Raw genomic sequence first — 19431 nt, 5'->3', positions numbered from 1 at the left:
CCACTGTGAAGACTCTAATGAACACGCCGACGGACAGAAAAAAGCCCCGCATTAGCGAGGCTCGATGATGTTTATTTGTAGTACTGGTGACGCCTTTTTGAATTATGCTTCCAGCACTTCGCAACGTCATATACGCATGCTGGATAATCATCCCAAGGGTCGGCTAGTGCTTTTCCTCTAGCTGCTCTCAGTTTTATTGGATACCCTCGACACTCGATTTCATGGAGGAAAAAGTAACTCTTTTCCTGCTTGGTTGAAAAGTGTTTATGAGTCCCACTACGTACACGAGGATACACATCCCACAGATAATGCCCATACGCCTTGTCTCGGCTTCGGTACTGTTGCTTTAGTTTTTTCATTTACCCTCCAGGTTTACATTACCTAGAAGGGATCCTTTGCAAAGTAGTTCATCTTAAAACCTATCAACTTCGTCTGTTGTGACCGATTTCCGTCAAGATTTTCTTGCTCGAAGCATACACAACAATACGACATTTGGATTAGTTCAGTATAGCAAAAGTCAGTTTACCGACAATTGGGGACAGCATGTAGCTAGCAAGGTTAGGGGCATTTCAGTGTTACCAAATGCTAAGTATGACTTTCAGTGACAATGTGTAATCAAGTATGGAGAGCATCATACTTGCTCATATTCACGCATAATCCGCCTGCCCAATGATATGAAAGCAAACGCTTTTCTGGCAGAGTAGAATTTTAGCCAGAATAGCGTAGGTATCTAATGAATCGTGCATTCCAGTTTTTGATTGTCGCTTTGTTCGTCAACTCCGTGCCGGCACAGGCGCTTGTCAAAATGTCCAGCAGTGGCCTTTGCCATGACGAGAACAGCAGCTACTACAGTCGTACTAAGAACTTTACCCCGTATGACACGCTAGAATTATGTTTGAACGCAGGCGGAAAACTGCCAGCCGGTTACAGTAGCTCTGATTCACTTAGCTCCGACTACTCACGCGACCAGTTTGGGCATGGGTGGGCGGATGTCGATCACGATGGACAGGATACGAGACAAGAGATACTTATCGCTCAGAATACCGGTAACCTGAACTATAATGAGCACGGTCGTGTTGTCAGTGGCCGATGGATTTCGATGTATAGCGGTAAAATATACTACAACGCATCTGACCTAGATATTGACCACATTGTACCTCTGAGCTGGGCGTGGAAGCACGGCGCAGACCAGTGGACAAAAGATACCCGTAAGCTGTTTGCTAATGACCCTCGTAATTTGGTTGCGGTAGGTGCATCGCTCAATCGTTCAAAAGGTGACAAAGGACTGGATGAGTGGTTACCGCCGGCCAACCAGAAACAATACAGGCTGAGATTCCAGCGAATAGTTAAGCTTTACGGACTGAATTAACAAGCCTGGAGAAATTGAACGTTGGACGTTCGCTCAAAGAAATTCCACGCCTGTCGCGGCGGCGAATGACATGGACAAAAGGTATTTAGAGATATTGTAACTTCTGAGGCACATTGGATTAGAAAAATCTAATGTGCCTACATAGCTTGGATGAAGATGATGAGTAAAAAAAGGTTCTCTGAAAAAGAATTGGTGGAAGGAATGACTCCCTATCATGCTCATATGGCTGGTTTTAAAGCAGCAGACAATATTCTGTCATCCTGGGACTGCACAAATAGACAGATTCAAAAAATTCTTAATATTTCCAAGTTATCTTACGATGAATTTAAGACGAATCAGAAACAAATAACGTTAAGTAACGACCAATTGGTGCGAGTTAGCTACATACTCAACATTCACAATGTCTTACGAGTTATATTTAATAATTCCGACAATGTTAAAGGCTTTATGTCGATGATAAATCATAATGATGATTTTTCTGGGAGGTCGCCAATTCAAGTTATTGAATCAGGGATACTTGGTGATTTACAAAAGGTATACAAACATATTGATAGATTGCAAAGAAACGGGCTGATGTGTGATTTATAGAGATGTTATATGCCATCAATCCCTTTAAGCGTTATACCCCACATCCAAAACGTTCATGACTCGACCTCGACAATAGTATCATTTTTATTTCCCAAAGTTTGGGTTAGTAGGTAGGAATATTAACCGAAAATTTAACCACATTTACGGTTGAAACTGAATTTCCCAAAAAATTGGGTTGAATGGCTGTAAGATTAACTAAAAATTTAACAAAATTTACGGTTGAATCAGGTTATTTTGTTTTTAACGCTTGTATTTTTCTTCAGCTTTTTAGGTCTTCTGGGGTGTTTTTCTCTAGCTCCTCCTCATATTCAGCCACATGTGAACTTTTGGTGTGTAGAGTGCCAAAACCAATAGCTAAATTTTAGGCCATAGCGATACATACAAAGTGATGTAGGAAGCTGAGATAAATTAGAATGGGGCAAAGAGTGCTAGCGAAGATCGTGCTGCCACGTCTATGGACAGAAATGAGTTTGGTAACGTCACCCGTATTTTGTCACCCGTATTAGATTCCATAGGTCAAAAGCTAAACCACGATCTCTGTCTTCTAAATCTATCGGTAATTGAAAAAACGGAGCGTTTATACATGGTTAACAGTGGCATCAAAACCGCTGGTCTTGCCTGTCTATGGATTTCGCAAAAGTTTGAGTTAGTAGATAGGAGTATTAATTAACCGAAAATTAAACCTCATTTACGGTTGAACCTGAATTTACTCAAAAATTGAGGGGAATAGCAGTAAGATTAACCGAAAATTTAACAAAATTTACGGTTGAATCAGGTGACTCGTTGTTAACGTTTGTATTTTTTCTTCAGTTTTTTTAGTACTTCTGGATTGTTTTTCTCTAGCTCTTTCTCATATTCATCCATATGTCTCGAGAGCCAAATGTGAACTTCTTGTGCATAGAGCGAAAAAACACCAATTGCTAAACTCAATGCGAATATTATATGTAGAAACAACATCCTAGTCCTCTCATGATTTGTGTAGACTATAAGTCATAGAAGCCAGCGGAACTATGCTAGGTTGCTAATACCAAGTTTGTTTAGCTTTTCTATCAAGGTAACCCTACTGTCTGCAACCTCTGAAGTACGTTCCTTTTAGATGATCACCTATCAGTGAAAATTCGTAGATTTTCGCACTTCATTTTAGGTACAAAAACACCTTACATTCATATATATAAGGACAATTAAACCCTTCAGACTACCAGGTAATTCGCACTCATGTAAGTATCAGAATCGCGTTTAGCTAATCATTAAATCTCGACCGAGTTCATATTAGGCATAGTTAAAATGATGCTTCATAAAAAATTCCAGATAGCATCCTCTTTCTAACGCTCTTTCTTCGATCTGCTTCCACAACACGGGTAAATAGGTCTTTAGAACTTCAACAGCCGATTGATAGTATTCATCCACACAGTCCCCATCAGCTGCTTTTAGCCAATCAGAAGGAGTTAAAAGGGTCAACCCTTGGTGGTAGTATTCAGGAATAGCTTTACGAATTGATTCTTCAGTACCGCTGGCGACATAAATTGTAACGCCTTCACCCGTCGCGTAATAATGGCTAACACCTACATAAAACATATTAACTCCTGACATCCTATTGCTCAATGAAAGTAACTTCACTGATAATAAAAATTCTAAAACTCCAACACATTTCTGAAAACGCCCTAACTAGCATAATAAGTTATTAACCATAATGTAATGTTCGTTCTGAAACATTTTTGGGGCATAAGCATTGCCAGCAATGTCTGGATGTTCAGGTAGATTTGAACTCGACAGGTTACAAGCATACACTGATGCTTGCTATGAGAAACGCGGCTTCGGCTCCACTCGTAGACAGATTAATCCAAATAGCCCTGTTCTCTTCCGCTCATCGAGTATTGACCGCAGGTAGCGCGTGATAGAGCCACTTCTAGTGGCTCTTGTCGTATTCACCTAATGGTGTAATCACACAATTAGGAAACAGCATGTTTCCCCAGAGTTTGTGAAAATTGTGCAACAACCTGCTGCACAATTAAGTCAACTGGTTGTTGACTTAATTTCGGGGCACTATTGTGTTCATCACGCAAGTTGCGTCACGCAGTCTGCGTGATAGATCTGTAACTCGCTACGGAACAAAAGTGCGTTGCAGTACTTAAATGGGGAAATGTTTTTCCTCATACTCCTCAACCAATGCAGCTTTGTAATCACTTTCAGAGGGTTTAAGGCACAATTCATCCAATGTTACCGCAGCCAGCTCATCAGCATTTGCAGTATGGGGTGTCATCCCCTCAACCAGTTCTTTTTCTGACAACCGTTTTTTGCTCATAGCTAGCTTTTCCATTCAAATGACATTAGATAATTTATAGCATAATGAGTTACTAGCTATAACGTAAGGTCTGTCCTGAAGCACGCAATGGGGCAAAAACGAGTTTGATGCTGAAAGACATCAGTGTGAAAGACATCAGCCCCTCCTTCCATTGAAAGCACACCTTAAAGAAGTGACTAATTTTCTGGAAACTGATAACATCAAAACTCAAGTTTTAGGAAAAATAGCTAAAAATTACTATTTTTCTGGAAAAGGCTAATAAGCCTTTTCACACAAACCTTTCCAGATTTATTGCTGATACCACCTGTGCAGGTAACAATTGACCATGCGTTAATCGCAAACAAATCAAGCACAAAGGGTCATCTTCAGATGACCCTTTTTCATTCTTTGCTTTCCTCAAGCAAAGAAAGTCACACAATGAAGCAAAAATAACCACAAGGTGACAAACATGAATCTCGATCCTGTAATCGGTGCATTAAAAACCATTCACGAACGCAAACCAAACTTTCAACCGAAAGCGGCATTTATTCTGGGCTCCGGCTTGGGTGTATTGGCAGACGAACTGCAAGACAAAGTGGTGATTCCATACGAAGAGCTGGAAGGCTTTCCGGTCAGTACCGTACAAGGGCACTCCGGAGAACTTGTACTTGGCACAATGAACGGCGTCGACGTGGTGTGCATGAAAGGTCGCGGTCACTACTATGAGCACGGTTCAATGAAAGTGATGACCACTCCGGTGCGCACATTCAAAAAGCTGGGGTGTGAGTTTTTACTGGTGACCAATGCGGCGGGTTCACTTCGTCCTGAACGTATTGATGTAGGCTCATTGGTCGTATTTAGCGATCACATCAATACCATGCCGGAATCACCGATGGTTGGACCTAATGACGATGAATACGGTCCGCGTTTCTTCAGCTTAGCCAATGCGTACGACAAAGATCTGCGCGCCGAAGCATTTGAAGTCGGTAAAGCGAACAACATTCATCTTAACGAAGGTGTGTTTGTCTCTTACACAGGCCCAAACTTTGAGACAGCAGCAGAAATTCGCATGATGCAGGTGATTGGCGGCGATGTGGTAGGCATGTCCGTGGTACCAGAAGTAATTTCTGCAGCGCATTGCGGCTTACCGGTATTAGCGGTGTGCGCGATCACCAACATGGCTGAAGGTCTGGGCGATGTGGAGCTTTCTCACGAGCAAACACTGAAATGCGCTAAACTGGCTGAAGCCGATTTCATCCACTTTATTAAGAGCTTTATGAAGCATCATTTCTAACGCGTCTTAAGGTCGAAAAAAGGGTCATCAAGTACATTGACGACCCTTTTTCGTATCACATATTAGTAGGAGTTATGGAGCAATTTCAGCGTGTTAGTGCGAATTACTTAACCGCACGAACCAATTCAGCAAGACCTTCCCAATCGCCATTGTCCATCAATGCCGTTGGAACCATCCAGGTACCACCACATGCGATAACGGATTTAATCGCCAGATAATCTTCCACGTTAGAAGGGCTTACGCCGCCTGTTGGCATAAAGTTTACCGGGTAAACTGCCGTCAGAGCTTTTAGCATGTTCACACCGCCTGATGGCTCTGCCGGGAAGAACTTCAGGGTACGCAGCCCCATTTCCATCGCTTGCTCAACCAAGCTTGGATTGTTCACACCCGGTACAATCGCGATATTACGCTGCTGACAGTATTTCACGGTAGTTGGGTTAAAGCCTGGGCTAACGATGAAATCCGCACCCGCATCAATCGCGAGATCAACCTGCTCAGTTGTCAGCACTGTACCCGCGCCAATAAGCAAATCCGGATACGCGTCACGCATGATACGAATGGACTCAGCCGCTGCATCAGTGCGGAATGTCACTTCGGCACATGGCAGGCCGTTTTCTACCAACACTTTAGCCAGTGGCAAAGCGTGTGCGACATCGTTGATAGCAATAACCGGGACGATTTTGATTTCTTTTAATCGTTGTTCAAGTGTCATGGGTAACCTCTAAAGAAGAAAGCTTAATGTTGCTACGATAATAAACGCGATACCACCAAGTAAAGTTTCCATTACCGTCCAAGTTTTTAATGTGGTTTTCTCATCCATTTCCAGTAATCGAGAAACCAACCAGAAACCAGAGTCATTGAAGTGTGAAAGGACCGTTGCACCACCAGCAATAGCAATCACGATAAAGCATAGGTCAAGCTCGCTTAGACCGGTTGTTACAGCAACAACAGGCGAGATAAGCGCCGCAGTGGTAGTAAGAGCCACGGTGGCCGAGCCCTGAGCGACACGCAGACAGGTAGAGATAACAAACGCAGCAACGATGACTGGCATTCCTGTGTTGGTCAGTACACCTGCCAGTGCATCACCAATACCACTTGCACGCAATACACCGCCGAACATGCCGCCCGCACCTGTAACCAGAATCACACCACAAATCGGTGCCAGAGACTCGCCACAAAGTTTTTCCAGTTTCGTCATGCCGTAGTCTTTTGCAAACACAACAAGGCAGACGATTAGGGTGATCAACAAGGCCACTGGCGTTTTACCAAGCATACGCAGGAATGAAACCAATGATGAATCACCGTCAATAATACCAGCCACTGCTAGTGTGTTTAGCACTGTGTCTAAACAGATGAGCAATACAGGCAGGATAAGCAGCGTCATCACTGTAGCAAACTTTGGTGCTTTGCTTTCATCGGCGAACGCGTCACCATCAAAGAATGCTTTGGAAAGTGGGATCTCAAACTTCTTACCTGCATAAAGACCAAATAAGTAAGCGCCAAGATACCAGGTCGGAATTGCGACCAGAATACCAACGATCAGCAGCAGACCAATGTTGGCACCAAGGAACTCAGAAGCAGCAACAGGGCCTGGATGTGGCGGAACAAACGCGTGCATTACGGCAAACGCGCCAGCAGCTGGTAACGCATATTTCAGTGCAGAGCCACCAAAACGAGCCGCGACGCTAAGGATAATTGGCATCATTACCACCAAACCTGCATCGAAGAAGATTGGGAAGCCAAACATTAACGACGCCACGCCAAGTGCGAATGGTGCTCGCTCTTTACCAAAGCGGCCAATCAAAGTATCTGCCAGTACTTTTGCACCGCCAGTCACTTCTAAAATTTTACCGATCATTGCCCCAAGGCCAACCAGCAGAGCAACGGAAGCCAGTGTGCTACCAAAGCCGCTCATCATCGTTGGTACGACCTTGTCCAATGAGACGCCCGTTGCGATTGCGGTACCCAGACTCACCATCGTCAGGGAGGCAAAAGCATGGACTTTTAGCTTAATGATTAAAACCAGTAACGCTGCAATAGCAAGGCCTGCAATCGTTAATAAGTACGTAGGATCAGGGGCTAGGGTTAGTTGCTCCATTGGTTCACCTTTAAGAATTATAGTTTGTGTATTGGTTCACATTTATTTAAGTTACCGGTAACATGTTACCGATAACATGAATAATATAAACCCATATTTTAAAGTGAATTCAAAAATTGAGATCACGCGCAAACTTGGTTATGAGGATAGGTTATGGCTGGTAGTAGTGTCATCGTTATGGGCGTTTGTGCTAGTGGTAAGAGCACAATTGGTGAGCAACTGGCGAAAAAGCTGGGACGAAAATTCATTGATGGTGATGATCTTCACCCACGAGCAAATATTCAGAAAATGGCGTCAGGCCAGCCTCTGAACGATGACGATCGCAAGCCATGGCTAGAGCGAATTCGTGATGCTGCTTACAGTCTGGAAAGCAAAAACGAACATGGGGTTATTGTCTGTTCGGCACTGAAAAAGATTTACCGCGACCAAATCCGGGAAGGCAACGATAACGTGACTTTCCTGTTTCTCGATGGTGACATGGCGCTGATCCTCGATCGCATGCGTATGCGTCAAGGCCACTTCATGAAAGAGAACATGGTGAAAAGCCAGTTCGAAACGCTGGAACGTCCTGATCACGAGCCTAAAACCTTAATCGTGAGCATCGAAGGTGACATCAACGACGTCGTGGAACGTTGTGCCGAGTTGTTAATGAGCCAGCAAACAGTTGAGGTGGTGTCATGACCCATTCCGTTGTCCTTGATGTCACCCGACGGCTGATAGATCGCAGTCAACAAGCTCGTGCAACTTTTCTAGCGAATACGCTTAAACAAACTGAATCAGGAAAAGGTCGCGCGGGTTTATCTTGTGGCAACTTAGCGCATGCCGTCGCAGCATCATGCGCTTCGGAAAAAGAAACTCTTCTCGATTTTACCCATTCCAACGTGGCAATCATCAGCGCATACAATGACATGTTGAGTGCCCATCAGCCATATCAAGCCTATCCGGCGCAGATTAAGCAAACCCTGGCGAAATATGGACACACCGCTCAAGTGGCAGGTTGCGTTCCGGCGATGTGCGATGGCGTCACCCAAGGTCAGGCGGGAATGGATATGTCTCTATTTTCCCGAGACTTAATTGCTCAATCCACGGCGTTATCTCTGAGTCACAATGTGTTCGATGCCACACTGCTGCTTGGCATCTGCGATAAAATCGCACCGGGGCAGCTGATGGGAGCACTCTCTTACGCTCACCTACCAACCGCGTTTGTTCCGGCTGGCTTAATGGCAACAGGCATCAGCAATGAAGAAAAAGTCGATGTCCGCCAGAAATACGCCGCTGGTGAAGTGGGCAAAGATGCTCTATTGGATATGGAATGCCGCTCGTACCACTCCGCAGGTACCTGTACCTTCTACGGCACAGCGAACACCAACCAGCTAGTGTTTGAGGCGATGGGGTTAATGTTGCCGGGCTCGGCGTTTATCCACCCTCATACCGAGCTACGTCAGGCACTGACCAATCACGCTGCATTGAAAATCGCTTCTATGACCGCTGGCACCAGCCATTTCCGTCCTCTGGTTGAAGTCGTCACAGAAAAGAGTCTGATCAACGGTATCATCGCACTGCTCGCATCTGGTGGCAGTAGCAACCACACCATTCATATGGTCGCCGTTGCTCGCGCTGCAGGTATCTTGCTGACCTGGCAAGACATCAGCGATTTATCGGAAGTAGTGCCTCTATTGGCGCGCGTGTACCCGAACGGCCCGGCGGATATGAACGCGTTTCAGGAAGCTGGCGGCGTACCAGCTCTGCTGCACCGCCTGAACGAAGCCGATCTTTTGCACAGAGACGTTAAGCCAGTATTCGGAGAGTTCGCCGATCAGATGACGATACCAACGATAAAAAATGGCTCGCTGATATGGACTAGCTGCCAGGGTAGCCAAGACAGTGAAGTGATCGCAGCATCAGGCGCAGTATTTCAAAATACTGGTGGCACGCGCGTTCTGACTGGCAACCTAGGTAAAGCCGTCGTCAAAGTCTCTGCTGTGAAAGAAGAACAACGCATTATCGAGGCACCTGCTGTGGTATTCCAATGCCAGCACGAAGTGGAAGCCGCCTATAAACGCGGTGAACTGAACAAAGACTGCATTGTAGTCGTAACGCACAATGGCCCAGCTGCGAATGGCATGCCAGAGCTGCATAAGCTGATGCCTATTTTAGGTAACGTTCAGAAAGCGGGTTTTAAAGTAGCGCTGGTGACCGATGGTCGTTTATCGGGCGCATCGGGTAAGATTCCGTCCGCTATTCACGTCTCACCTGAAGCGATTCGAGGCGGTGCGATTGGTTTAGTGCGTGATGGCGATGTTATTCGCGTTGATTGCCAGACTGGTGAGTTGAACAACTTAGCCGACACCAGTGGACGGAAAATGATTGAGCTTGATACTGAATCAATCCAGCAAACATGGGGGCGTGGATTCTTCCAAGTGATCCGCCACAATGTTTCCAGTGCAGATCAAGGCGCGAGCTTTATTGTCTAGGCCAGAAAAAACAGCAAAGCGGAGTGCACACCACTCCGCTTTTTTCATGCGATTTGGAATTAAACGCTCTCGCCCGCAGTGATGTCATAGCCCATATCAACCACCCGCTCTTGCTGCTCTTCCCCTTTGAGTCGCGCAATCAGCAGTTCAGCACTCTTCTTGCCGATCTCGAAACGAGGCGTGTCCACACTGGTCAGTTTCGGACTGATAGTCTGACCGATGTCTAACGCGTTATAACCAACCACCGCCAGTTGCTTTGGTATTTGAATCCCTCGTTGCTGGGCACTCAGTATCGTCCCGATAGCAATGTCATCGTTAGTACAAAATACACCATCCATGTCCGGATAGGTCTCAAGTGCTTGCGCCAACAGTTCGTGAGCCAGTGAGAAGCTGGAATGCTCACCTGTCAGAACATGCCTTGATTCAAGACCCGCTTCTGCCATTGCGCGATCATAACCTCGAAGACGCAGCTTAGTACGGGTATCCAAGCGCGCGCCAAAGTAAACGATGGTGCGCTTCCCAGTATTCAACATCCGCTTTACGGCATTGTAAGAGGCATCTTCATGATCCAAACCTACCGCCATATCAATGGGATGTTTTGGCAACTGCATCGTTTCCACCACCGGAACACCAGCATTTTTGATCATCTGCAGGGTGCGCTTGGTGTGCTGACTTTCAGTTAAGATCAGACCATCCACTTGGTAGGAGAGCAGTGAGGCAATCTTGCGCTCTTCTTCATGTTCGTCGTAGCTAAAGTGCGCCAACAAGGTCTCGTAGCCATTGGCTTTAGTGACCATTTCTATGCCCTGAACAAAAGAAGCAAAAATTTGGTTGGACAATGATGGGAGTAAAATGCCGATCGCTTTACTGGAAGATTTAGACAGCATCGCCGGAGCTCGGTTTTCGATATAACCCATCTCCTCAATGGCGGCAGCAATTTTCACCCGTGTCTTTTCAGCAACCGACTCAGGATTGCGCATATAACGCGAAACCGTCATCTTAGTTACACCAACCTGGTCAGCGACATCCTGTAATGTCGTGCGTGTCTTTTTATTCTGTTGGGTCATAAATATGTGATTTGTTAATAATGTTACAAGTAACATTATGACGAATACATTTCACACCGACAAGTAAACTCCGTCAGTTAAAAGATCTATTTACAAAATGACCGTTTAAGCCTCGATAGAGCTTTTCTGTGTGCGTGGTTCAGCATCCTTACCTAACGCACATTACGTTCAGCAGTGAGGTCCCCGTTAACTGGTTTGGCTCCCGATCAGCAAACAAACCATTTTTATCCGCCCCCCAATACGGTAACTGAATTGGCCACTGATTCTTTTCCATCACACCTGAGGCTCTAAGTGCCTTAAATTCTTGAGGCGATACCAATGACATGTCTAGCTGCTGGCATATCTGACTGGAATTGGCATAGTTAAGGCGGTTCCATGGTTTGCCATACTCCATGTAAAACTGGTTATGATTCTCAATCAGATAAGGCACCACATACGTCTTTCCCTGTAGTGAAGTAGTTAAGCGAACCACGATGCCATCATGACTCTTTGCTATTTGCTTTGGCTTGGCCATCACGGGTTTTGGTTGGGATCTCTCCGTTGGAGATTTGAACGCGTCAGTAATAGGACGCTCAGCAGAAACGGATGACATTGGTGTTGCTGCCACTACCGGTTTTGTCGCAACTACGGACTGCTTAGCTGACTTAACGCTACCTTGCTCTACCACACGAATAAAAGCTTCTTTATAACCCGACAGGGTTTTCACTCCGCGTAAATCAGTCGCAGCTTTCGCTGGGTCAGTATACGGACCGATAAGGCAACGATAGCCGTTCGCTTCCGGCTTCATCCAAACGTCCGTGGTTATTTTGTTATAAATGGGCTTAGATTGGGCTAGCGACATTGGCTTGGGCAGCAAACCACACTGAATCCAATAGAAATCGCTGCCACCTTGCGGCACTTTCTTTCCCCATACCCCTTTACCAATGGGACAGGTTTGCTCCAGTGTTGGCAATGCTTTGTCTGTCGTCTGACTCGCCTGACAAAAAAACTCGTCTGCCGAAACAGAAGGAGAAAATTGTGCGCAGACCAAGAGTACACCCAGGCTGATGCTTGATTGGATAAGTCGAGATGGGTGTTGTGCCTTCTTCAATTCCATACGCTTCACTCTAAACTAGCGGGTAAGGTCATTATGGCGGCAAAGCGCCAAAAAACGGTGAACAAGGGATAACTAGCAAAAAAAGAGCCGGAAATACGTCCGGCTCTTAGTTTAGGAAGGAATTAAGCGAATGAACAACACTTAATGATTAAATTCTTAACCTTTGTACAGTTTCGGGTTAAATACATCACGTAGCCAGTCCCCCAACAGGTTGATAACCAGTACCAATGTGACTAGCACGATGCCAGGGAATGCAGTGATCCACCAAGCACCTGAGAAGATGTAGTTAAAGCCAATACTGATCAGTGCACCCAGAGAAGGCTGGTCTACCGGCAAACCCAAACCAAGGAAAGACAGTGCCGCTTCTGACATGATGGCGTTTGCTACCTGAACCGTTGATATAACCAAGATTGGAGACAGACAGTTCGGCAGAATATGACGGAACATGATTCGCGGTGCTTTAAAGCCCATCACGCGTGCCGCTTCTACGTATTCCTTTTTCTTCTCTGCCAATACAGATGCACGGATAGTTCGAGCATACTGCGGCCATTCTGCCACACCGATGATCACCACCAGCATCACTACCGCGTACTGGCTATAGAAGTCACTACCAAAACTCGCTTTGAAAATCGCCGACACGATGATGGCGACCATCATGGTTGAGAACGAAAGCTGAACATCAGCAAAACGCATCAAGAAACTGTCGATACGGCCACCAAAGTAACCTGCAGACAGACCAATGATGATACCCAGAACCAGTTGTAGACCCACTGCCAGAAAACCGATAGTCAGTGATAAGCGAGAGCCATAAAGAATCGTCGATAAAATGTCGCGGCCTTGTTCATCCGTACCCAGAGCAAAACGCTCGTCACCACCTTCCATCCACGATGGTGGTAGCTCGGAGTCCATAATGTCGATTGACGTCAGGTCATAAGGATCGGTTGGTGCCAGAATTGGCGCAGCCAGTGCTAACACCAAGAACATCAAAAATACTGTAAAACTCGCCATCGCAACTTTGTCGCGCTTGAAGTAGTACAAGAAATCCGAGTTTTTAAAGCGCTCCCATACAGAAGGAGCAGCAGCTACTTTTGATTGGCTCATGATTAAGCTCCTTTTCCAGTAAGGTTCACAGTTGGGTTGATGATGCCGTACAGCAAGTCAACGATGGTATTTGTTACCACGAAGATCAGACCAACAAAAATAACGTAGGCAGTGATTAGCGGTGTATCAACACGGTTAATTGCCTCTAGGAAAAGGAAGCCAGTACCCGGCCATTGGAATACGGTTTCGGTCAAAATGGTGTAGGCCACCATGGTACCAATTTGCACACCACCAACTGTCAGTACAGGCAGCATGGTGTTTTTCAATGCATGTTGGTAATAAATTTTTTGCAAGTTCAAGCCTTTCGCTTTTGCGAACTTGATGTACTCAGAGCTCAGTACTTCCAGCATTTCTGAACGAACCAGACGAATGAACAGCGGCAACATGATAGAAGCCAGCGCAATACATGGCAGGATCAGGTGCTTAATACCATCGATGGTGAAGAAGCCCGACTCCCAACCGAGAAGATTAAGTGTCTCGCCACGCCCATAGGAAGGCAGCCAGCCCAGTTCAATAGAGAAGACGTACATCAGCATGATTGCCGTCAGGAAGACCGGAATCGAAATACCGACGCTACTCATTGCCATGACAAACTTGGTGAAGAAACTTTTTGGGTGAATCGCGGAATACACCCCAAGTGGTATTGAGAAAACAATGATGATGAGCGTCGCGCCAAACACGAGCTCCAGTGTCGCCACCAGCTTATCAAGAATAACCTCAACCGCTGGACGCTTGAAAAAGTATGAAGTACCCAGATCACCTTGCAGTGCATTACCGACAAAGCGAGTGTACTTTGTGATAAAGGGATCGTTCAGGCCCAGTTCATCACGCAGCGCTTGACGCTCCGACTCCGAAACCGACTGACCTACAAGCTCGCGCAGCGGGTCACCCAGGTTATCCTGAATGGCAAACGCCACCAAACTGATCACAAACATCACTATCAGTGCCTGAAACAGGCGCTTGACCAGAAACGAAAACATTCCTTGCCCCTTAACTATCCATAGATCTCTGTATTCAGAGAGAAAATTCAGTCTTTAAACCGACTCAATCCGACTGAAATAAAACTGAGCCGAGTATTGAGCCCCATACACATTCACGTGTTATGGGACTCATCAAGGAGGGAACAAATTCCCTCCTAAACACTACAAAATGTGATTATTCAACCACTAAGTCGCCGAAGTAAGGCATAACCATTGGGTTCACGATGTCTGCTGCTTTCACGTTAGACTTCGCGCCCCACGCTTCACTTTGCCAATGTAGCGGTACGAATGCTGCGTCGTTGTATAGCGTTGCTTCTACACCTTGTAGCATTTCTGCACGTTTCGCAGGGTCCGTTTCAACGTTAGCCGCTTCTACTACTTTGTCCATTTCTGGGTTTGAGTAGTGACCACAGTTGTACTGACCACGACCTGTTTCTTCGTTACGAGTCATGGTTAGGAACTCACTGAAGTTCGCAGAATCTTCTGTATCTGAGTGCCAACCGATCATCAGCATATCTGCCGAACATTTATCGAACTCAGGCCAGTATTGCGCTTTAGGCATAGTCTTCAGATCAACCTTGATGCCGATCTTAGACAGCATTGCCGCTGCAGCCTGAGCTACTTTCGCATCGTTCACGTAACGGTTGTTTGGCGCAATCATCGTCAGCGTTAGACCATTTTCGTAACCCGCTTCTTTCATCAGCTCTTTTGCTTTTTTAAGATCGAAACGAGGAACAAGTTTGTCGTTATGACCAACGTAACCTTCTGGGCTTTGTTGACCAGCCGCCGTTGCAAAACCTTTCATGATTTTCTGTACGATGCCTTCGTTGTTGATTGCATAGACAATCGCCTGACGCACACGAACATCTTTCAGAGCTTCATTGCTGTTTTGGTTCAGTTGTAGCGTGATGACACGAGTACCAGGTAGGGTTACCAGATCGATGCCTTCTGCATCAATCACACGTTGGTGATCGTTTGGCGCTACTGGGTGAATCATGTCTACACCGCCAGAAAGAAGTGCTGCTACACGAGTTGCATCTTCTTTGATTGGCACTAGCGTTAGCTTGTCCACGTTACCTTTTGATTCTTTGTCCCAGTAATCTTTGAAACGTTCAAATTCTACTTTTACGCCCTGCTCACGTGATGTCACGATGAATGGACCAGTACCTGAAACGTGAGTCGATGCAAATGAGTTACCGTGCTTCACTAACTCAGACTTGTCTTTGCCGTCTTCGGTCTTGCCTGAGTAGAACTTGCTGTCCATCGGGAAGATATAGGTCGCTGTTTGCAGAACCAGTGGGTATGGACCTTTAGTCACAAGATCAAAGGTATTGTCGTCAACTTTAACGATTTTTTCGTACGGTTCGAAGATAGATTTAAAGTCTGGAGAGTTTTGCAGACGCTCAAATGTCCATACAACGTCATCTGCAGTCAATGTGTTACCAGAATGGAATTTCACACCTTCACGTAGTTTGAAACGTACAGTTGTATCGTTAATACGCTCCCAGCTTTCTGCCAGGCGAGGTTCAAAGTCCATTGACTGAGTGAAACGAACCAGTGGATCAAACACCATGTGTGACATTTGCAGCGTACCGCCAGATAGCTGCTCATGCGGGTCAAGTGATACCGGGTCAGCAGCGTAGCCAACTTTAATGTCTGCCGCTAACGCGTTAAAACTCAGGCCCGCAGCGATTAGCGCCACTGCTAATTTGCTTTTCATGGTTTTCATTTGCATAACTCCTTCATGCTGGGATCAAAGTCCCTTGTTGTTGTGTTTGCGTCTGTTTTTATTCAAGATCAGCCAAGAGAAAACTTGGTTTAAGCCGATTTGATGTCTTCTCTCAGTCCAGTAAACTCTGGCATCAGAGAAATCAGTTTCTTGCTGTACTCATGCTGAGGAGCAGTAAACAGTTGTTCTGTTGGTGCGACTTCCAGTAGCGTACCCATCTGCATCACACCCACTCGGTCGCACATCTGACGAATGACCGGTAAATCGTGGCTGATAAACAACATAGTCAAGTTCAGCTCACTTTGCAGATCTTTCAGCAAGTTGAGGATCTGTGCCTGTACCGATACATCCAACGCAGAAGTCGGTTCGTCACAGATCAAAAGACGAGGACGGGTTGCCAGAGCACGCGCAATAGAAATACGTTGGCGCTGACCACCTGAAAACTCATGAGGATATTTCACGCCAGCCATGCTACCCAGACCTACGTGTTCCAGCAGGTCGTTAACAATTTGACGTGTTTCCGCTTCGTTTTTGGTGAGTTTGTGGAAACGAATTGGCTCAGCGATGATATCCGCGACCTTCATACGCGGGTTCATCGACGTATAAGGGTTCTGGAACACCATCTGCATTTGACGGCGCACTGGGCGACGCTCTTTTTCTGACTTCATTGCAGTCAGATCGATGCCTTCAAACTTCACCTGTCCAGAGTTAGGTTGATACAGACCCGCAATCACTCGCGCGATCGTCGATTTACCTGAGCCTGATTCTCCTACCAGACCAAACGTCTCACCTTCATGAACTTCAAAGCTCACATTGTTAGAGGCCTGGACGTACTCGCGGCGACTTTCAAACAGAGAGTCTTTAGTGATGAAACGTAGGTTTACGTTTTTCACATCCAGCAGTGGGCCAGTGTAAGCTCGCTGGTCCTGACTTTGTCCCAACCAGTGATTTTTAATGTCTAGCGGCTCCATCTCTGCCGCTTCTTCGATGTAGCTCACCAGCGGGAAGCGATCGAGCTTTCTGTCTGAACGAGGAACCGCAGAAATCAAACTGCGAGTGTATGGGTGATCTGGGTTACCCAGCACTTTTGCTGTCGGGCCAAATTCAACCAGATCGCCACGATACATAACCGCCACACGATCAGTCACATTTGAAACCACACCCATATCATGCGTAACCAACATACAACCCACGTTGTTCTTGATACACAACTCACGAATAAGGTTAAGGATTTGGTCCTGGATTGACACATCCAGCGCCGTCGTTGGTTCATCAGCAATGATCAGATCGGGTTCACCCGCCAAGGCAATCGCGATAACCACACGCTGACGCATACCACCTGAGAATTGGTGAGGATATTGTTTGAGACGGTTTTCCGGTTGAGGGATTCCCACTTGTTGCATCAGCGAAAGGGCACGTTTATAAGCCTCTTCATCTGACACTTTCATGTTGGCATGAATGGTTTCTTTAAGCTGCTGCTCAACCGTAAACAGAGGGTTAAGAGAGGTCATTGGATCCTGGAAAATGAAGCCGATCTTCGAACCACGAACCTTACGCATTGCTTCCGGTGATAAACCAGAAATTTTTTCTCCATCCAGGAATACTTCGCCGCTAGCAACACGACCCGGAGGACTAAGCAAATCAATAACAGCGTTACCCACGGTGGATTTACCCGCACCTGATTCGCCAACAACACCCACAATCTCACCACGTTCAATTTGAAACGAAAGAGATTTCACGGCTGCGTGAACACCGTGTCGGGATGGATACTCAATACGAAGGTTTTTCACTTCTAATAGTGACATTTCAGACCTCTACTACCTTGTCTGTATGGCGTTGAATAGCGCTCAACTAAGGCGCAGTTCATCACCTGAATGAATCCGTTCAAGTTCAGAATAATACTCTGAAGCTTTAATGCGGACACAATGTGGCAAAAATTACACAAAAAAGCAACAATCAAAGTATTTTACTCCACAAAACTGTGAATTTAACGCACATATGACGAATAAAAATGCATTCACAAGTATTTAACCATTTTCATATCATCCAACTTTTGTGCGTCATGCACCAATAAAAGTAAGAAAATGCTCTAAAATAATGCAAAAACGTAGAATTAGTTAAAGCCATATTATTCACAGGCATTAATTAACATTTAACAAACAATATCTCGGATGAAATCGATTTCTTAGGCATAAAATTTCATCTAAAAATAGTAAGGAAATATAAAAAGCCAGAACTCAAGAACGCCAGACAACCGAGAAAATGTGATCAAGTTTGCAAAAAATCTTAATATTCTATTTTAGGACAACTATTCGCCACTTATTCGACTTGTTCGCCGAACTAAGAGATGCTGGTATCGAAAATAGTCCACTAAAATCTAAATCGATTTGGGATAGCTGACGCTATAGAGGATTGGTTTTAATACTTTACGATGCAAGTTAGCGTGGGATAATAGATTGAGTGAGATGATAACCCTCAACGTCAGTAGCCAGTGGTAAATGAGAGGAGCACCAGTGCTTAAAGCGATTTTTTTTGATATGGACGAGACTTTATGTGGCACTTCTCAAGCCGATAAAGTCGCAGGACAAGAGTTCTCAGCTTGGATAAAAGAAACCTATCCACAGATAATTGATCCTAATGCATTTTTAAGACGTTACTTACAAGGCGTGTATAAAAAGCTTAATGCAGAATTCCCCCAGCTAGTCGCCTTGTTGCCGGATGAAAATGCCTTCCGTTGTGGCCTGATCAAAACCATACTCGCGGAGCAAGGAATCGAGATAAGTTCAGAGCAAGCACAACAAGCACAACACTTTTTTGATTCTGCCCGCATGAACGCCTTTTCATTCCTGCCAGGCGTAAAAGAGATGCTGGTTGAACTTAGTCAGAACTACACACTGGTCGTGATCACTAACGGTCCAATCTTCTCTCAGCATCCAAAACTGGCGGCAACACAAATGCATGAGTGGGTCGATCACATTATTGTGGGGGGCGAAGAGCCAGAAGAGAAGCCAGCGGCAAGCATCTTTGAGAAGGCTCTGAGCTTAGCTGGTGTCAAAGCAGAAGAAGCACTTCATATTGGTGATTCACTAGCGGCAGACATTGCAGGTGCGAACAATATGGAAATTTTAACTGTCTGGGTAAACCCAACTGGCGCAGCGAATCCAACGGATATCGAACCAGACTACGAAGTAAGAGACACAGTAGAGCTAACAGAGATACTTAAAACGCTCGCGCAATAGAAAAGGGCCTAGGTTCTAGAATCCTAGGTCCTAGAAGGAGCCCGTTGGGAATAAAGTGATAAACGTAAATTCCTTTATTTGCTTTATTAGAATACTGATTACTGAATACAGATGA

The 19431-nt window shown here is 45.6% G+C and carries 17 protein-coding genes; 6 read left to right on the top strand and 11 right to left on the bottom strand.

What is annotated here, in order from left to right; all coding sequences use genetic code 11:
* Positions 1-71: 71 nt before the first annotated feature.
* Positions 72-359 (bottom strand): hypothetical protein, encoded by a 288-nt coding sequence (locus tag ACWYU8_RS16790; protein ID WP_457520885.1) that lies wholly within the window; start codon positions 357-359, stop codon positions 72-74.
* A gap of 374 nt (positions 360-733) precedes the next feature.
* Between ACWYU8_RS16790 and ACWYU8_RS16785 the strand changes: the two genes are divergently transcribed.
* Together ACWYU8_RS16785 and ACWYU8_RS16780 are read left to right on the top strand one after the other, a co-directional pair.
* Entirely contained in the window at positions 734-1369 is a 636-nt protein-coding gene (locus ACWYU8_RS16785; protein ID WP_457520884.1) for an HNH endonuclease family protein, read from the top strand.
* Positions 1370-1525: 156 nt separating this feature from the next.
* On the top strand, positions 1526-1957 hold the full coding sequence (locus ACWYU8_RS16780) for an MbcA/ParS/Xre antitoxin family protein (protein WP_457520883.1): 432 nt from the start codon (positions 1526-1528) through the stop codon (positions 1955-1957).
* 1269 nt (positions 1958-3226) lie between these two features.
* Here ACWYU8_RS16780 and ACWYU8_RS16775 read toward each other — a convergent pair.
* Together ACWYU8_RS16775 and ACWYU8_RS16770 are read right to left on the bottom strand one after the other, a co-directional pair.
* The gene (locus ACWYU8_RS16775; RefSeq protein ID WP_457520882.1) at positions 3227-3532 is read right to left on the bottom strand and encodes a hypothetical protein; all 306 of its coding nucleotides are present in this window, start codon (positions 3530-3532) and stop codon (positions 3227-3229) included.
* Between the two features lie 553 nt (positions 3533-4085).
* Positions 4086-4274 (bottom strand): hypothetical protein, encoded by a 189-nt coding sequence (locus ACWYU8_RS16770; RefSeq protein ID WP_457520881.1) that lies wholly within the window; start codon positions 4272-4274, stop codon positions 4086-4088.
* A gap of 433 nt (positions 4275-4707) precedes the next feature.
* Here ACWYU8_RS16770 and xapA point away from each other — a divergent pair, with 433 nt between their 5' ends.
* Positions 4708-5532, top strand: coding sequence for a xanthosine phosphorylase (gene xapA / locus ACWYU8_RS16765; RefSeq protein ID WP_457520880.1), 825 nt, complete (start codon positions 4708-4710; stop codon positions 5530-5532).
* A 103-nt stretch (positions 5533-5635) separates the two neighbouring features.
* Here the strand turns inward: xapA and ACWYU8_RS16760 are convergent, their stop codons facing one another.
* Both ACWYU8_RS16760 and ACWYU8_RS16755 read right to left on the bottom strand, forming a co-directional pair.
* Positions 5636-6244, bottom strand: a complete 609-nt coding sequence (locus ACWYU8_RS16760) for a bifunctional 4-hydroxy-2-oxoglutarate aldolase/2-dehydro-3-deoxy-phosphogluconate aldolase (protein ID WP_457520879.1) — start codon at positions 6242-6244, stop codon at positions 5636-5638.
* 9 nt (positions 6245-6253) lie between these two features.
* On the bottom strand, positions 6254-7630 hold the full coding sequence (locus ACWYU8_RS16755; RefSeq protein ID WP_457520878.1) for a GntP family permease: 1377 nt from the start codon (positions 7628-7630) through the stop codon (positions 6254-6256).
* A gap of 153 nt (positions 7631-7783) precedes the next feature.
* Here ACWYU8_RS16755 and ACWYU8_RS16750 point away from each other — a divergent pair, with 153 nt between their 5' ends.
* Positions 7784-8311, top strand: coding sequence for a gluconokinase (locus tag ACWYU8_RS16750; RefSeq protein WP_457520877.1), 528 nt, complete (start codon positions 7784-7786; stop codon positions 8309-8311).
* Positions 8308-10104: a phosphogluconate dehydratase gene (gene edd / locus ACWYU8_RS16745; protein WP_457520876.1), complete on the top strand. Its 1797-nt coding sequence runs from the start codon at positions 8308-8310 to the stop codon at positions 10102-10104. The genes ACWYU8_RS16750 and edd overlap by 4 nt, the downstream gene beginning before the upstream one ends.
* A 59-nt stretch (positions 10105-10163) precedes the next feature.
* On the opposite strand, the gene ACWYU8_RS16740 is transcribed toward edd, so the two are convergent.
* The 6 genes from ACWYU8_RS16740 to ACWYU8_RS16715 form a co-directional block, all read right to left on the bottom strand.
* Positions 10164-11171 (bottom strand): substrate-binding domain-containing protein, encoded by a 1008-nt coding sequence (locus ACWYU8_RS16740; RefSeq protein ID WP_457520875.1) that lies wholly within the window; start codon positions 11169-11171, stop codon positions 10164-10166.
* Positions 11172-11319: 148 nt separating this feature from the next.
* Positions 11320-12267 carry an SPOR domain-containing protein gene (locus ACWYU8_RS16735; protein ID WP_457520874.1) on the bottom strand — a complete coding sequence of 316 codons (948 nt, stop codon included), beginning with the start codon at positions 12265-12267 and terminating at the stop codon, positions 11320-11322.
* A gap of 156 nt (positions 12268-12423) precedes the next feature.
* Positions 12424-13368 carry an ABC transporter permease gene (locus ACWYU8_RS16730; RefSeq protein ID WP_444495566.1) on the bottom strand — a complete coding sequence of 315 codons (945 nt, stop codon included), beginning with the start codon at positions 13366-13368 and terminating at the stop codon, positions 12424-12426.
* Positions 13369-13370: 2 nt separating this feature from the next.
* A complete protein-coding gene (locus ACWYU8_RS16725) occupies positions 13371-14348 on the bottom strand; it encodes an ABC transporter permease (protein WP_457520873.1) in 978 nt (325 codons plus the stop codon).
* Between the two features lie 175 nt (positions 14349-14523).
* A complete protein-coding gene (locus ACWYU8_RS16720) occupies positions 14524-16077 on the bottom strand; it encodes an ABC transporter substrate-binding protein (RefSeq protein WP_457520872.1) in 1554 nt (517 codons plus the stop codon).
* 89 nt (positions 16078-16166) lie between these two features.
* Positions 16167-17882, bottom strand: a complete 1716-nt coding sequence (locus ACWYU8_RS16715; RefSeq protein ID WP_457520871.1) for an ABC transporter ATP-binding protein — start codon at positions 17880-17882, stop codon at positions 16167-16169.
* Positions 17883-18590: 708 nt separating this feature from the next.
* Here ACWYU8_RS16715 and ACWYU8_RS16710 point away from each other — a divergent pair.
* Positions 18591-19316: an HAD family hydrolase gene (locus ACWYU8_RS16710; protein WP_457520870.1), complete on the top strand. Its 726-nt coding sequence runs from the start codon at positions 18591-18593 to the stop codon at positions 19314-19316.
* Positions 19317-19431: the final 115 nt, after the last annotated feature.

Source organism: Vibrio limimangrovi (assembly GCF_054064025.1).
The sequence above is the reverse complement of the archived record's forward strand: the minus strand, read 5'-3'. Positions and strand labels throughout refer to the sequence as shown.

Excerpts from the sequence above, each read along its gene's own strand:
- ACWYU8_RS16790 (WP_457520885.1), bottom strand. The coding sequence starts at position 359 with ATGAAAAAACTAAAGCAACAGTACCGAAGCCGAGACAAGGCGTATGGG.
- ACWYU8_RS16730 (WP_444495566.1), bottom strand. The coding sequence starts at position 13,368 with ATGAGCCAATCAAAAGTAGCTGCTGCTCCTTCTGTATGGGAGCGCTTT.
- ACWYU8_RS16760 (WP_457520879.1), bottom strand. The coding sequence starts at position 6,244 with ATGACACTTGAACAACGATTAAAAGAAATCAAAATCGTCCCGGTTATT.
- ACWYU8_RS16725 (WP_457520873.1), bottom strand. The coding sequence starts at position 14,348 with ATGTTTTCGTTTCTGGTCAAGCGCCTGTTTCAGGCACTGATAGTGATG.
- ACWYU8_RS16770 (WP_457520881.1), bottom strand. The coding sequence starts at position 4,274 with ATGGAAAAGCTAGCTATGAGCAAAAAACGGTTGTCAGAAAAAGAACTG.
- edd (WP_457520876.1), top strand. The coding sequence starts at position 8,308 with ATGACCCATTCCGTTGTCCTTGATGTCACCCGACGGCTGATAGATCGC.
- xapA (WP_457520880.1), top strand. The coding sequence starts at position 4,708 with ATGAATCTCGATCCTGTAATCGGTGCATTAAAAACCATTCACGAACGC.
- ACWYU8_RS16775 (WP_457520882.1), bottom strand. The coding sequence starts at position 3,532 with ATGTTTTATGTAGGTGTTAGCCATTATTACGCGACGGGTGAAGGCGTT.
- ACWYU8_RS16740 (WP_457520875.1), bottom strand. The coding sequence starts at position 11,171 with ATGACCCAACAGAATAAAAAGACACGCACGACATTACAGGATGTCGCT.
- ACWYU8_RS16785 (WP_457520884.1), top strand. The coding sequence starts at position 734 with ATGAATCGTGCATTCCAGTTTTTGATTGTCGCTTTGTTCGTCAACTCC.
- ACWYU8_RS16720 (WP_457520872.1), bottom strand. The coding sequence starts at position 16,077 with ATGAAAACCATGAAAAGCAAATTAGCAGTGGCGCTAATCGCTGCGGGC.
- ACWYU8_RS16780 (WP_457520883.1), top strand. The coding sequence starts at position 1,526 with ATGATGAGTAAAAAAAGGTTCTCTGAAAAAGAATTGGTGGAAGGAATG.
- ACWYU8_RS16735 (WP_457520874.1), bottom strand. The coding sequence starts at position 12,267 with ATGGAATTGAAGAAGGCACAACACCCATCTCGACTTATCCAATCAAGC.
- ACWYU8_RS16715 (WP_457520871.1), bottom strand. The coding sequence starts at position 17,882 with ATGTCACTATTAGAAGTGAAAAACCTTCGTATTGAGTATCCATCCCGA.
- ACWYU8_RS16750 (WP_457520877.1), top strand. The coding sequence starts at position 7,784 with ATGGCTGGTAGTAGTGTCATCGTTATGGGCGTTTGTGCTAGTGGTAAG.
- ACWYU8_RS16755 (WP_457520878.1), bottom strand. The coding sequence starts at position 7,630 with ATGGAGCAACTAACCCTAGCCCCTGATCCTACGTACTTATTAACGATT.